Source organism: Paenibacillus rhizoplanae (assembly GCF_042684125.1).
Lineage (GTDB): Bacteria > Bacillota > Bacilli > Paenibacillales > Paenibacillaceae > Paenibacillus_AQ > Paenibacillus_AQ rhizoplanae.
Genome location: NZ_JBHUKY010000008.1, coordinates 35,278 through 51,912, shown reverse-complemented (window position 1 = coordinate 51,912; position 16,635 = coordinate 35,278). Strand labels below are relative to the sequence as shown.

Genomic DNA, 16,635 nt, shown 5'->3' with positions numbered 1-16,635 from the left:
CTCCTTCACTTATGAATTTCTGTTATTTCACAACCGACATGATGTCTTTGTAAGCCCAATGGGTAGCCGGAAGATCCTTGAACTGTACAGAGGTTACCGTCAGCTTCTTCGTGCCGGCAATCCGGTTGATCAGCACTACGGCCTGCGCACGGGTAATCGGTGTTCCCGGCTTGAAGGTTCCGTCAGGGAAGCCTTGCACATATCCCGCCTGCGACAGGGCATTCACGTATTTCTCTGCCCAGTGTCCGCGCAGATCCTTCTGCTTCGTCACACCTGCCCCGGTTACATCGAGCTTCAGCACGGTAGTCATGATTTTGGAGAATTCGGCTCGGGTCAAGCCCTTGGTTCCGCCGAATCCGCCATCCGGGAAGCCTTCAATAATGCCGGCCGATGCGAAGAATCCGGTCAGTCCTTCATTCTCGGCATTGACATCATTGAACAGATTGCCTACATTTACTTCTTCCATGTCAAGCAGCGGTGCAAGGGACTGGATCAGCTCATACCGGGTAATGGCTGCGTTTGGCATGAACAGACCATTCGGATAGGCTGCCATATACTTGATCTCGCCGCTGTTACTCTTCAGGCTGTACTTCGCATTCTCCACCACATACTCAATGGTAACGACTTTATCGTCTTTGTCCGTGATCGCTTTGACCGTCATAGTCTTGGTAATCAGCAGCTCACCGGTGTATTTCGTGCTCTTGGTAGTCGGAATGCTGCCGTCCGTTGTGTAATAGATCGTCTGCCCTGCTGGAGCCGTCAGCGCAAGCTTGCTGTTCTTAGCGATCTTGACCGGAGCTTCACTGTCACCCGTTACTGTTGATGTTCCAGCGACCGCTGTGATCGACGGAGCTGCCGGTGCAGGTGTCGGGCTTGGAAGCGGAGCAATTGGACCGCCACCACCGCCTCCGCCGCCATTGCCGGTACCAGGGTTTGGATTAGGGCTCGGATTAGGGACTACAAGCGTCCAGGTCCAGGCTGCAACCGGGCTGTACTCTTTGCCGGGTACAATCGTAATGGCTCTAACCGTTGTTGTGCTCTTAAGATCGATAGGTCCGCTGTACACCTGGGAGGTCTCAGTAGGTGTTGTACCGTCCAGTGTATAGTAGATGCTTCCTCCCTGCTCACCTGTTACCAGCTCCACCTTCACTTCAGTGGTGAAGTTCTTATCTGCAGGAGTTGCAGTTGGTGCTACTGCCGCGCTCGGGTACTGGAATGCAGCTGTATTAACAGCAATACTTCTGCTCTGTCCTCCAGCGGTTGCCTTCAGCACTGCACTGCCGCCTGATATCAGGCTGCCGGTTGTACTGTTCACTATAGCCTTGGACGGATCAGCGCTCCAGGAGAGTGCTCCGCCGCTGCTCATGTGGAATGCCGAACCCACGCGGTTAATCAGATCCTGGGGGTTCAGGATAACAGCGGCAGAAGCCAGAGTCCCTTCGTCTGTTCCGTTAAAGGCTACAAGCACTGGATAGAAGGTGTTGCGTGCTGTCCAGATTCCTGCATCCAGGCCTGCCGGCAGATTCGCGCCAGTAAGCTCTGTGCCGAGAAGCCCAGTTGCACCGCTGCTTTCCCCGGCCACTGCCTGACCATTCAGAATGTAGTAAGCAATATTATTCTTCAGCATTTGTCTGTTGAACAAGGAGCCGCTGATCGTGGCATTGTCCGATTTCTGTCCGGCAATCCCGCCGAAGAAAGCCTGCAGCGGTTGAATCTTGCCCTTCACTCCAGCCTTCACTTCTCCGGTATTCAGGGAAGAAGTAATGGAGCCGCTCTCTGCCAGACCGGCAATTCCGCCTGCCCATGCAGTAGACATGCCTTCGGCGATAACCGTGGCGGCAGAGTAGCTGTTCTTGATCTCTCCCGCATTCAGTCCGCTGATCCCGCCAGCGATTGCCTGAGCCGAAGCTACACGGATATCGCCATAGGCCATTGATTCAGTGATGGAGCCTTCTGCACTGTTCTCACCGGCAATTCCGCCTGCGGCCAGTGCAGATGATACATCAATGTTTCCCTTGGATACAGCCTGGTGAATCACACCGGCGTTGCTTCCGGCAATGCCGCCAATCCGGCCCGCTCCGGCAAGGGTCACACCTTCATTCGTGACCTTCTCCAGGGTACCCTGATTCGCGCCCACTGCCCCGCCTGCGGCAGCACTGGCAGTGACGGAACCGCTGACCTTCACATTCTGGATGACTGCACCCTTGTGGTTGATCCCGGCAGCAACACCTGCGTTCACTGCACCGGAGATATCGGCTCCGGTGAAGCTCACATTCAGGAGCTGTCCACGGTTATCCTTGATGAATCCGGCGGTCTGCTGGCCGGAGGCTTTCAGAGAAAGTCCGTTTAGAGTATGGCCTTGGCCGTTGAACACACCCGTGAAGCTGTCAAATGCCGTCCAGTAGCGTCCGGCAAGATCGATATCTGCCCCAAGCAGGATCGTTGCCAGCTCCGGCTTGTTCTCAGCCGTTCTGTTGAACAGCTTGTAATAATTCAGTCCTGTCTCGTTATAGAACATGCCTGCCCCTGCGAGCTGCAGCGGAGTCTGCACTGTAATGGCCCCATCCGTCAGGTCGTTCAGGAAGGTAGTATCATAGTCGATACTCCAGAGTCCTGAAGCCAGCGGATCAACTGCTGCTGTAGTTGCGGCAGCTGCGGCTGCACCCGAATTACGGCCTACAGCATCCAGTGTGCCTGTATAGGATGAGCTAAGAATTTTGCCGTCCCGGAAGTTGTAGCCGACCAGTGCGCCTATATAGACATTGTCGCCTGCAACTGCGGCGGTGATCTGCGGCACATTGGCATACACGCTGGTTAGCGTTCCGTCATTATATCCGGCGAAGCCGCCGTTATAGGAGCGGGTCGAAGACTTCACCCCGACAGTAGAAATCTTGCTCTGCAAAGCGTAAGACTTGCTGATACTTCCGCTTCTTTCCACTGCTGCTGCGAAGCCGCCGCTGCGTGTATCGAAGCCGGTATTGCTTACGTCACCGGAAGCATAGGAATCTGTGATTGAGTAATGATCTACAGAACCCGCGAAACCGCCGACATAAGAGCCTAATCTGCCGCTGACATTCAGCTTGCCTGTGGCATAAGACTTCTGAATCTGTCCGGCAAGCGTTCCGTTCTCACCCAGGAGTCCGGCAAAGCCGCCTGCATACATCGTGTTATCCTGATTGGTATCTGTGATCACTACCGGAATATCCGTATGGGTATTCGTAATGAGTACATGATCGGCCATACCGATCACCCCGCCGACGCGTGTCGCCGGTACTGATTCACCCAGGGTAACCGCCGATCCGGCAGTGATGGACTGGCCGGAGCCGGAGATGACCTTGCTGTAATGAATCTCGCCGCCGTCTCCCCAGCCGACAAGCCCGCCGGCATTGATCACTCTGCTGTTGTCTGCGTTCACACCGCTTCTGACAAGGGTATCCACAATGATACCATTGCTGTATCCGGCTACTCCGCCTGCACTCACAGTATTACCGCCGCTTACCTTCAGACCGGAGGCAACCTCAGAGCTATAGATGGAAGCATCCTTATTCTTGCCTGTCAAACCACCTGCATAGAGATCAGCACGATGGTCTGTTCCAGTAACTGTGATTTGGCCATCATGAACCTTGGCAATATAGATCCCTTTATACAGCGGATATGCCTTGCCAAAATCAAAGCCTTGATTGATATCGTCCGCTGAGATCGTTCCGGCGATCCCGCCGACAGCAACCTCGCCGCTCTTCGCCGCTGCCTGAAGCTCAGGTGACGAATCTGCATTGTAGATGATGGAGTTATCACTCTCTCCCACAATACCTCCGGCAGTGATTACTTCACCTGCGGCCGTAAGAGAAGCCTTGAACCGGGCGTCATTGATTGCCGTCCGGGAAGCTGTTCCGGCAATCCCGCCGAGCACAGCCTTCAAGCTGTCGCCTGTTGTAGCCAGCTTCACGCCTGATACTGCTGCATGTTCAATATCGAAGCTGCTGCCGTTATCCACAGAACGGGTCAGCATTCCGCCGAGTCTGCCTACCTTCGCGCCCACAACACCGCCAGCCGTACCATTAGCTGTCAGCTGTATGCCGCTTCCGGAGCCGGTTACTATTATATTGCGGATGCTGTTCCCTTGATCGGATTGACCGATCATACCGCCAAGGATAGAGCCAAGGCCCCGTGCTTCCAGCGTACCGTCTGCAAAGCTCACGGTCAGTCCTTCAGCGTGACCGGTCTGATAATGTCCAACCAGTCCGCCAACCGTGGCTTCCATTCCCGTAGAGGAAATACGGTATCTGGAATTCACTTCATGGGCCAGACCTGTCACATTACCATTCTGAACCCCGATAACCCCGCCGATAACGGCATGGTCAGCCGCGCTGCCTATGCTGCCGTCCTTATCGTGAATGACATAAGTCTCAGCTGTAATATCCGCTGTGTTGTCGCCGATAAGACCGCCGGCGATGCCGCCTTCAGCTACCGTCTCAATCCGGCTTCCGCCGTCCAGCGTAAGCTGCAGACCGGCAACACTGCCTGAGTTCTGGCCGATGATGCCGCCGACAATGCTGCCGCTGACCTTCACACCGCCAAGCAGCTTAAGGTCGACATTCTTGACTGTACCCAGATTCGTCCCGGCCAGTACGCCGGTGTAGCCGTTGCCGCCAACCGCGAGCGGCTCAAGATTCATATTCTGCACTGTAGCATTCGCTCCAATGATTCCGAACAGCCCGGAATGTGTGTATACCGGCTGCAGGGTCAGGCCGTCGATTAGCAGGCTTTTCCCGTCGAACATTCCTTCAAACGGACTAGCCTCCTTGTCGCCGATAGGCACCCACTGCTTGGATTGGATATGGATCGGATTAAGCACGGTCACGGTTCTGTCCTTAAAGCCGAATTGCTCCACACCGGCAATCGTGCCGTTGACAATTCCCGCCAGACCGGCAAGCTCAGCCTCCGAGGTGATCTCGAAGCCGATCGCATCCTTATCCTTCGTGTACCAGTTGATATTGGCATTCACATTATTGCCGTTGTCTCCGCCGCCGGTATTGGCAGTGCGGTTGACTTCAGGATAGCGGTATGCCGCGCTGAGCGAGCCGTATTTCCAGGCTCCCTCGAAATCCCAGCCCGACAAGCCCGGGAATACCGTTCTGTCCTTCAGTGTCTCCGACAGAATGGTAGTCAGCCGGACATGCACATTCAGCCAGCGGTGATTGCCCTCTGCGAAATCAGGCAGATCCCGGTTGATATTCAGTCCTTCGTCTTTAATATAGTAAGACTTGTAGAGCAGTTCTTTACTTGCATTATCATAACGTCCGGCGAAGCCGCCGGCATAAGCGGTCTTACCCTTCGCTACATTAACCTCTGCTGCTGAGTACACGTTGTTTATCTTACCGTTTGTAATCCGGCCAACGAAGCCGCCGGCGTAAGAATTGTCGTTCGCAGCGTTAACACTCTTCGCCACATAGGAATTCTTGACCGTTCCGCCGGACAGCTCTCCGATCAGACCGCCGACAATGGTATAGACCTTGTTCGCCGTAACCTTGGAAGCAGAATACGATTGTTCCACTGTACCGGCTGTATTTCTGCCGATCAGTCCGCCCAGGTAGACCGAGCCGCTTGATGTTCCTTTGGCATTGCCCGTCACATCAATATCTACATAAGAGCCAATGACTGCACCGGCATTGCTGCCTACTAATCCTCCGGCATGTGTGCCTGTCCCTTCAATGGTCAGGTTCGCATTGGAGTACGTGTAGTAGAGTGTTCCTGATGCCGTATTGACACCGGCCAGACCGCCGATGATGGAGGAATTGCCTCTGGAAATGACTGAGATTTTATCGGTAATACTGTTGTTGGCAATCAGCGTACGGTTCTCACCGACCATACCGCCCACAATGGCATTTGTGGAAGTCGCTGAGACCGTACCCAGTGTCCGGGTATTCTGAATCGTACTGACCGAGGTTGCAGGACTCAGCACCGGATCAACACTCTGAGCCGCATTGAGGCCCACAATGCCCCCGACATATGAGGAGACTGCACCATCGTTAGCCTTCAGATTCAGACCGCTGATGTAAGTGCCTGTAATAATGCCCGAAGCACTGCCGTGGTTATATCCGGCCACCCCGCCTGCAGTAGCGCGTGGCGCGTTAAGCGTCAGACTAATCGCTGATCCTACCAGACGGTCCAGCCTGGAGGACTCATTGTAGCCTACAATACCGCCAATATAGGCATCTGTAGCCGCTGGCCCTGCCAGAATGAGCATATTCTCTACATTGACGACTTTGCTGTCACTGCTGATGGTACTGTTCGTAAGGGTACCTGCCAGGCCTCCGACAGACGGCTTCGCTGCTTGCGCCTGGATGAGCATCAGCGCACCATCTTGCGCATTCACTTCCGGTGCTGTGATATCCGTTGTCACAGCCGCACCTACGATCGCCCCCGCTTTGGCATCCGCCGCTGTCAGCGTAATCATCGGTTCAGCACCGGGAACATTCAGCACAGCGGATGTAATCCCTGCACGTGCTTCAGGAGTCTCTGTCCGCGCCGAATATCCGGTGATCCCGCCAGCTACAGCGCGTACACCTTTTGCTTGAATAGACAACTGAGTCACTGTAGCGTTAACCAGCTGTCCGGCATTGAAGCCGGCATTCCCGCCAAGCTGGTTATCCGCACCGCTTGCAGTGATAACTACATTCTCCGCATGATTGAACGGAGTGGCTGCGGCCGAATGGTTCTCACCGAACATTCCGCCCGCTTGTACCGCAGCGCCTGTAGCCTTGATGTCGATACGGTTCGTATGTCCATTGAACCCGGCAGCCGAGTTATGTCCTGCGCCGCCGCCGAAGCTCACCTTGTCGGCCTTCAGCTCTGTGCGGATATCCTGCACTTGCACAGGCACAGCGGCAGACCCGATTACCGCATCAGCGTTCAGCTTACCTGCTGTGCCGCCGATGATATACCCGCTTCTTCCGGCTTCATTCAGGAAGCTGATCCGCGAGGCCTTACTGCCGGTCAGCGTCAGCGGCTTCGTGTTCACACCCACGAGTCCGCCGAACGTGATATTGTCCTGCCCGTCTCCCGCGTCCGCTACCACAGCTTGAAGCACCAAAGTGCTGTAGCCTGCCGATTCAGCATCTCCGGCAGTCACTCCGCTTACTGTACCCTGTGCGTTACCGGCGATTCCGCCGACAACGCCGCCTGCGGAAGTGACCTGCAAGGTTGCATATTTAATAGAAGAATTAGTCAAGGTTCCTTCCAGATAACCGGCGATTCCGCCGATGGTTCCATCGGAGGTGATATTCAGCTGCTCTCCTTCCGTCTTGCCGGTCACTGACGATGCAATGGTTCCGCCAATTTCATACCCCGCGGTACCGCCTGTGTATACATCCGCAGTACCTTTAACCTTCAGTTCGCCTGTGGAAGAGGTCTGGGTGATGTTCCCGCCTGCATCATAACCGGCAATCCCGCCGGTATAGATTCCTGTGCCGCCGTTAACTGAGATCAGTTCTGCATTCTTAAATACCCCTGCCGTAGCGTTACTGGTTACCAGCCCGCCTGCGGCATATCCGACGAATCCGCCGGTAGCTACATTTTCTGATCCTGTTGCAGTTACCTTCTGTGTATTGACATAAGGATTCGTCCAGGTGAATTTGCTGCCGGTATATCCGGCAATCCCACCTGTATATACGTTCTTGCCGCCGTTATTGATAACCGGCGCTGTATTCACAAACGTAATGGAAACCGCTTCGCTTGCTACCGTACCTGTTGCACCAACCAGCGCCCCGGCTGCCGAGTTCACTGCCGCTGGGGCATTAACGGTAATTGCACCGTTATTGGTAGTCATATTGGAGAACACGACGGTGTTGTCTACTTTACCGGCAATCCCGCCTGCTGCAACCTGATTACCGCCAGCGATGGTGACAGGAGCCGTATTAATGATTGGAGTATCCTCATCACTCAGGCTAAGCGAGCCTGTGGTGTGCCCTGCAATCCCGCCTGCGGTGAGCACGGAACTGTCTGTACCCTGGGCAAGAATGGCTCCGTTATTGACCACTTTTTTAATGATAATGCCTCTGGTGTCACCATAGCCCATAATTCCGCCAACATCGGCTGAACCATACGCTGTCACCGTTCCATTATTGACAGAGTTCGAGATCATCCCTTCGCCCATCCCGACTATACCGCCCGTGTAGGAGTGGTACGGAGAAGCGTCCGAAGTGATATTAATATCATTGGTAATGTCAAAAACAATGCTGCTGCCGCTCATTTTACCTACAGCAGAGCCTGCATAGACATCATAGGTTACTCCGGTCACAGAGATGGTGCCTGATTCAAAAATCAGACCGCCTACTGTACCGCCTTGCATATTCCCTACCAAGCCCTGGTATGAACGGTTCGCTACTACATTCAAACCGTTAATCTTCTTCATTAATCCGCCTTCTGTGATTAATGTTCCCCGGAAGGGATGCTCGGCCGTACCGATTGGCACCCATTGGTAAGCTGAGAGATTCAGGTTGTCGGTAATCTCCAGAATTTTACCGCTTAGACCGTTTACGGTACCTTCATTGACGAGCTTGGCTACACCTGCCAGCTCTGCAGCAGTCTTAATTTTGAAGGTATCATTCGTTGGCACGTACCACCTGATATCGGCTGCGCTGTCCCAGGTCTGCGGATCAGCCTTGGCCATGATGCCTCCGGCCACTGCGGCAACGACAATTACCGCCAGTGCTATTAGATAACCTATCCATGATTTTCGCTTCAAAGCCATATTGACACCACCTGAATAGTATTGTGATTTAAGGATTTCCCAGCAGAGCGTGCCCGCCCGCTTGCGAGCGAACGGGCACATTCTTGTTATTGCTTGGCTGTAATGAATTGATCCAGACGGATGGCAATGGCTGCCGCCTGCTCACGTGTAAGCGGAGTGGACGGGTTCACCTTGTTGCCTTCCCCGAGAATAATTCCGTTCTTAATGCTCGTTGCCACCGCTTGTCTTGCCCATGCCGGAACCTTGTCCTTGTCCATGAAACCGCTGAGGATCGAAGTGACTTCAGTCTCGCTGAGTTCACTGCCTGCGTGGACCTGATTCAGCAATCTGCCCAGCATCGTCATCGCTTCAACTCTTGTCAGCGTATCCTTAGGCGCATACTTGCCGCCTTCGAGTCCGGTAACAATGCCCAGTTCGGCTGCAATGGAGACGCTGCGGTTATACCAGCTGCTGCCGCTGACATCACTGAAGCCTGCCGAAGCTGCCTGCTTGTTCATAAGACCTGCAACGCGCAGCAGAATGGTTGGATATTCTGCCCGGGTCACTTTACCTGCCGGATCGAACAGTTCCGCAGATTTTCCTAGCACGAACAGCTTGGCGGATGCCGCTGCGATGCCTTCCTTACCCCAGCCTGAAGGCATATCCTTGAAGGTCTTCAGGTTGCGGATGAAGAAGAGGGTGCCTTCGCCGGTCAGCTGTACATTCACTGCCGTACCACTGCTGTCCAGCTTCCACGGTACCGTTGTCCAGTTGCCGTCTTTATCCTTAAGCACCATGGCCGTAATTTCCTTGGCAGCAAGCGGCGCAGGAATCGCAATCTTGGCTGCAAGCGCCGGCGTCCAGCTGCCCTTCGGCAGATTAACGTTCACCGTTACACCTTGCCCTGCCGCCATAAGCGTGAATCCTTGCTGATCCGCAATTGTCTTCATCGCCTGCTGGTCAGCAGTGCTATTACCGCCAATGCCGATAGTAAGTCCGGCGGTCACACTTGCAAGATTCTCAGGAGCAATGGCCAATTGGCCCATAGGAACTTCAATCACAATCTTCTTCTTGGCAGTCAGCTGCTGCTGAACCACACTCTGGTCTACACGGATACTGAATGCTTTGGCATTCGGATCAGTGGAGCTTACGGTGAGGTCACTGCCTGCTACAGCTTCTTTATCCGTAATCCGGACGATAGCCGTAAGTCCATCCCACTCCGCTGTTACGGCCTGGCCGTTGACGGTAATCTGGGCTGCCTGCTCCGGTGCTTGTTCTTCAACAACTCCCGGTACGGCACCACCGCCGCCACCGCCTCCGCCAGCACCGCCGCCTCCGCCTGAACCGCTGCTGGTCCAGACCGATGCAGGAACACTGCCGGATGCCCTAACGAGCTTGTCCAGGGAGGTACGCTTGGCCAGCACAACGATGGCACCCGGATGGGCTGTAACGATACCATCGAGCGGAAGCAGACTCCATGAGCTTACATTGTCATCTTTTTTCAATTCCACCGGACTCGACGAGAAGACCTTGTAAGCGATCTGCTGTCCGGTCATATCCCCGGCGGAAGTCACCGTAATCTTCGTGTGGTTGCTGTCGCCGCTAATCGGAGAAGATACGGCTTGCACAGTACCTAATTCTTTCGTATCCGGAACAGCTACAGTCGCCGCAAGCATGCCCTTAAGCGTTACACCTTCGGACACCTTATACTCTGCCTCAATCAGGCTGGAGCCTGTAGCCAGTGCAGTAACATTGCCTTGCGCCGACAAGGATACCGCATCACCCACGGCAACCTCATAAGTCAGATTAGCCAGATCCTTACCGGTAATAGGCTCTTCCTTGAATTTCGGCTTGCCGTTCCCGTCCTTGCCATCCGAAACCTTGAGATAAGCCTGGATTTGGCCTGCCGCACCCGGCGTCAGCGTCTCTGCTCCCTTCAGAATCAGGGCAACCGGTACTTTGAAGCCGGCATTCGTTATATCCACAATGGCTGTGTTCTGATTGGTCGCATCGTCAGTTGCGACAATGCTTAGCGCCACTGAAGGCTCCTCAGAATTCACTTCCACCATTCCATTGAAATCTCCCGTCTTCGGATCTACCGTAAGCTCCTTGGAGATGACCTTGTCTTTGTATTTGCCGTCAGACTGTAACTGACTCACGGTATAAACTGCACTCAGCTTCGTTCCTGTAGTTGTCGTTCCGGCTACACGAACGGCGCCCTGTGCGGTACGTTCGCCCGTTACCGGCTCCGTCAGGTACAGGACCGGTGCGATCGTATCTACCGTCAGATAGAGCATGGTCACTGAGATATCCTTGGTCACCGTATTTCTGGCTCTCAGTTCAAGAGCGAATGGGCCGTCTGTCTGGAACTGGTCGAGATTCAGGATGCCTTCGCTTCCGCCGCCGGCCTTGTTCGTCAAAGCTAACGTTGCGATGGATTTATCAGCATAGAATGCTTCCACCGTCACATTGGACTGTTTGGAAGAGAGCGTCAGCTTCTGCTTCGTTTCATTCGTTAACAGGTTAACGTAGTTCCCGGAGGAGGCATCTACCGTCCCCGATGAACTCAATACCGTCAGATCCGGCAGATTCGGAGTTGGCAGCAAGGTGCTGCTGCTGTCACGCCGCTCAGCATAATGATAGTTCTGATGCTTGTCGGCATCCTCGGTTGGAACCGTTGCTGAAGTGACGCCGATGACGTAATTCTTCTTCACTTCCAGGCCGACATATTTCACCTTGCTCAAGTCAATCACTGAGCCTTCAAGGCTGCCTTTATAGACTTCATCTGTTGTAGATACAGCCTTCCAGCCGCCAATCAACAGACCTTCGTATTTGCCTGTGGATGCATTCCAGTAAGGCTTAAGCTCCTGTTCGGTATACAAAAGCTCTCCAAACGGAGCATATTCACTCAGTTTGCCTTCAGCATCCAGCTTCGCATCGACCACGTAGCTGTGCTCGAAGCCGCTTTGTCCCGATTTCTTCGCTCCCGGCTTGAAGGAGAGTGAGAACAATCCGTTGCCGGCAGGCTCAACCTTGACATCACTGACACTCTGCGGTGCCAGCGGATCAATGATTTCAAAGCGCTGCGGCGAAGTCTTCGTCCCGAAGTTCGCGCTGGATTTCAGCTCGGCCCGCAGGTAATAGTTGCCTTGTCTGAGCAGCCCGCGGATATCCTCGGGATTGCCCATCAATGTTACATTGGTGACATCGATCACTTTGCTGCCGCTCGTGATTCCGCCGCTAACCGAGCCGCCAGCTCCGACCGGTACATCCTTGGCGATCAGCATACCCGGATCACCCGTCTGCAGAATCTCTTGCCCATTCAGCATTTCCTTGCGGCTTGTCACCGCATCCTCAGCCAGATACAGGTTCACTGTATCGCCTTCGGCTGCGTTGGCAACCTTCCAGGAGGCTGTGAACTTATTCGCATCCGCGCTGTCCTTCGCCAGGTTAACTTCACCCAGAGTAGGCAGGGTAGGAACATTCAACAGCTTGGTGTCAACAGCCGAGACGGCTGTCAGCTTCCAAGTGCCGCCTTTTGTAGCTTCATTCTCAGGAATAATGATATAAGCTCTGCGAATGTCCACTTCATCGCTCAGCCTGGATGGATCCTCAGATTTGAAGCTTGCAGGAATATATTGTGTAAAAGCATTTGCCGTAGGATCAGTGTTCGTGTTATCGAATTTCACCGGATACATTTTGCCAGATGCATCCTGCAGCTTGAATTCCGGCAACTCCTTGCTGCTGTACTCCATCTCAATGATTGCATTGCCGGCTACGCCATCCATCGGAATCTCATGGATTCTGCCGCCGTTCTTGACCGTAATGCCGCCTACGCCGACATTGATTGATCCGTTCTCTACATATTTGACTCCCTCATCTACCTTACGGTAGATAATTTCCTGATTCTCTTCCTCGGAAGCTACCTTGGAGGTGGCCAGCGTCTGCACGCCTGCACCAATCACCATGAGACGAGGTCCAAGCTCAGGATCATCCACCACCAGATGGATCATTCCCTCCGGCAGCTGATCGGTCGAAGTACCGAATTCAATGCCGCCGCTCCAGTAGTAAGTAATGCCTAAGGAGATCAGCAGAATACCGATGCTGCCCCAGACCTTATCATTGTTGACGCCGAGGAACATACTCGACAGCGGCATGCCGCCGACAATCGGTACATCGTTCGGAATCTGCACCTTCGAGCTGATATAGCCTTCAAAATCTGTGCGGTTCTTCTCCAGATTCTGTCCGACGAAGATGCCCGCCTTCCCGATGATGATGTCCCAACCGCCGATATCCATCTCTGCTTCAACGCGCACGAACCATGGCGTTACCCACTGCGCCTCGAGCAGCGCTTTGGTCAGCATCGGAAGCCGGTCGTCTTTCTCCGCATCGGCTTTGGCAGCGAAATCCAGCTTGCCTTCCACCTTAAGGCCGGTGCGCTTCACGGTCAGGTCTACATCTCCGAAGAAGTACGCCGGAGCAATCCCGAACCGCATGCCTACGCCTGCTTGAATCATCAACGGGAACGGATCTTGTGCCGTGCCGCCGGCAATCGTATCTGCCAGTTCACGCACTGCTCCCCGTATTGCTGTCAGGTACGTTGCACCCGTCACCAGGATACCCGGCTGCGGAAGCTCCGCCCCGAAGGCAATCACATCCGGAAGAATCCGGCCGTCTTTTACCTTTTTGAGCGAGAATTCAATCTCTACACCCATCATATTCTTCAGCTGTGCCGCGAACTCCAGGCCGTATTCATTACCGATCCCCTTGCCCTGCACCGCGTGTTTGATCGTAACCTTGCCGCTTGGTTTATCCGGGCCTTTCTTCTTATCAGCATCCTTCTTCTTATCCGGTCCGAACAGGCCCATCTCCTGATTCAGATCGAAGCCGAGTGAGGCATCCACACCATAGAAGCCTACACTGTTGAAAATAACATTCTTGATTTCGGAGTTGATGATCTTCAGCGACAGGGAACCGCCGAAGGAAATACCATTCTCCCGCAGAATGAAATCATTGAAGGAGAAGCCAAAGCCGTCAATTGCGAAGCTTGGAGCCCCGAACAAGGACTGCTTGTTGAAGTACACATCCCCGATCATGATCTGGCGCAGCGGGTTCAATCGGTCACCCACGCCGCCGATGGCCCACTTCAGACTGCCGTTCTGGCTGTCGTCTTCCGGATTGCCGTCATTGCCTTTATCCTCCTTGCTACCTTCTTCCTCTTCCTCCTCATCCTCTGGTGTCTCCACCTTGGACGGATTATAGTTCTCATCCCCAAGCGATTTGGAGAAGCCGTTGAAGAAATCCAGCGTCCATTCGCCCTTATGGAAGACGAACCCGCTGCTCGCAACACTTAGCGCCCCGTCACCCTTGATGAACAAGGTGTCCAGGAAGGGCAGATCGCCCGGAAGAGTATTTCCGAATATATCAAGCTTACCTCGTACAAAAGCCAGATCCTTACCTGTATAAGCAACAGCATCATTAATAATGGCTGGTTCTGTCTTGGTATCCACGATGACCTGCTCTTCATCACCCGTGCCTACCTGCTTGATCATTCCGCGGACCGTAACCAGAATCTCACGGTCGAATTCAGGGTCCTCGGATTCTGCTTCCTCCTGGAAGGCTTCAAAGTCCTCCTCTGTTGCAAACAATTTGTAGGCATACATAGGCGTTTCTTTGAGCGCTTCGTCATCCATGAATTCGCTGATATCGAATTCAGGATCAACGGCCTTGCTGGCTGCGCCGAATACAGCCTTGGTTTTCTTATAATCAGTTACAGCAGAGTAGAGGAACGAACCATTCTTGAACGGCTCACCCGGGAACAGCGAATTCAGCTGATCCAGCAACTCCTCCTTCACTGAAGCGCCGTTCGCAAGGCCGCTGATATCGACAGCTTCCCTGTATACGGCCATCACTCCGGCTTCACGGATTCGCGTGTCGTTATTATCAGTGACCAGGAAAGATTGCGGAGTCGTCATATCATAGAGAGCCGCTACTTCCTCATCCCCGCCGGCATCGCCTTTGTAATCAATCTCCACCTGGTATTCACCGAGCGGCAATTCAGGTCCAAGCCCGGCTTCCAGCACATTACCGCCTTCGTCCACGCTGTCCCCGCCGCGGTACGTAATCCGCATTGCGCCGGAGTAGCCATCATCTGTAGGCTGCATGACCACTGCATCCTGCACATTGACTTTGTAGCGGCTTCCGCTCGCTTTATCCTTGAGGTACAGATCAAAGTTAGGCGCTGTAGTCGCATTGCCCGTATTATAGGCTTCAATATTGGACAGATTCACCGTCAGATATTTCACATCTGTGCTATACAGCTCTGCCGGTGCAAGTGCATAGGAATACGTAGCGGTTGCTTCCCCGACCGGCGGCAGCAGAATGAAGTTGCTTCGTGTTGATTCGTATTGGGCCTTGATGCCCTCATCCTTAACGCCTTCGATTTTGCCCTGCGTTTCCGGGCTTCTCGCGGAAATCATATACTCCCGGGTGACCGGCCAAGGTCTGCCTTTGGCTTGAACACGGAAGGTCGCGGTAATCGCGTCACCCGGCTTGTACTTCGGCTCAATGCCCATCGCCGCTTCATCAGGTGTGGCTGACTTTTTGAACTCCAGCATTTTGCTGCGGGAATTCTCCAGGACCGGATTGCCGTTGGCATCCTTAACATCCTGGCCCTTCTCATCCTGCCTGACGAAGCTGAGGCCGCTCTCCAGCGTCATCTCCACTTCGATCTTGGAGTGCTCCATATTATAGGCTTGCAGGTTCTCCACCTCAGTGGTGATGGTAAAGACCCCGTTGTCCGCGTACTTCGATGCCACCGACTCGCCTGGTTCCAGGGGAGCCGTGGCTAACTGCTGAATCTGATCCACATAACGGATCGAGAACACTTTATCCGGTGCAGTAAGTTCACCGAGTCCGTATACAGTCTCGAAGCTCTGGAAGCCTCCCGGTGCCAGCTTCTCGGGGTTCCAATAGAAGGCAACCGCGGAATCCGCCGTGCCGAAATCATTGGTGTCTCTGGTGAAGTCGAGGTTGGGATGTACTTTATAATCCCATTTCGTATTCGCCAGGCCATTCCAGTGTCCGACAATCATTTCATCCACAATATTAATATTCTGTTCGGCAAAGTTATTGAAGCCATAGGCTACCACATTGGTTGCCTGAGGATTCGTCAGATCCAGCTTGTCGCGCATAACCCAGTAAGATGGAATCTTGAAGTATGCTCTATCCTCTTCCGGGATTCCGGCATCATCCTCCGGGTTATGCACCAGCTTCCGCTCTACCTGTAGCGGTGACTTGTAAGCTGTGCCAATCTGGAATTGCGGTCCGTCGTTGCCGCCGACCATCGTATCCAGCAGAATCCGGCTGCCGATCTGCACCTGCGCACCGCTCTTGTTATTCACTTCATAGCGGATGTTGACATTCCCGGAATTCACAGCATCCTCGCTGTCGGTGTAGAGCATCAGAATCTGCTTGATCTCTACGCCTTTAATCTTCCAGATCATCTCCAATTGCTTGGTTCCATTCGAATTTTCTACTACTTTAGGTGCCGTAGTCTCTGAATAATGGCTGTTATCGAACTTGTATTTATTGCCGTAAATATAATCTGTTCCGTCAATCCGGAACGTCGTGAACGACGTCTCCGGATCATCTCCTTGGAACAGCAGGTTTACATTATTATCGTTCTTGCGGATCGGTTGACCCTCTACAGTGCGAATGCCGTAGCGGCCCGTTTCGTTATCCACGGTGACCTTAATAAAGTCATTCTGGATCATGGTTGTCTTGGTACTGCTGGCCGCCTCGACGAGAGCATGGAAGCTCTCGGAGGTGGACAGAAATACCATGATTAAGGTGAGCATCACCGCTACTATGCGTTTCAACAACTTCACCAAGTATTCCCCCTG

The 16,635-nt window shown here is 53.7% G+C and carries 2 protein-coding genes; both read right to left on the bottom strand.

Annotated features, from left to right (window positions below; all coding sequences use genetic code 11):
* Window positions 1–22: 22 nt before the first annotated feature.
* Window positions 23–8,752, bottom strand: coding sequence for a chitobiase/beta-hexosaminidase C-terminal domain-containing protein (locus tag ACFSX3_RS02345; protein WP_209991140.1), 8,730 nt, complete (start codon window positions 8,750–8,752; stop codon window positions 23–25).
* A gap of 86 nt (window positions 8,753–8,838) precedes the next feature.
* A complete protein-coding gene (locus ACFSX3_RS02340) occupies window positions 8,839–16,620 on the bottom strand; it encodes an S-layer homology domain-containing protein (RefSeq protein ID WP_209991142.1) in 7,782 nt (2,593 codons plus the stop codon).
* Window positions 16,621–16,635 lie beyond the last annotated feature (15 nt).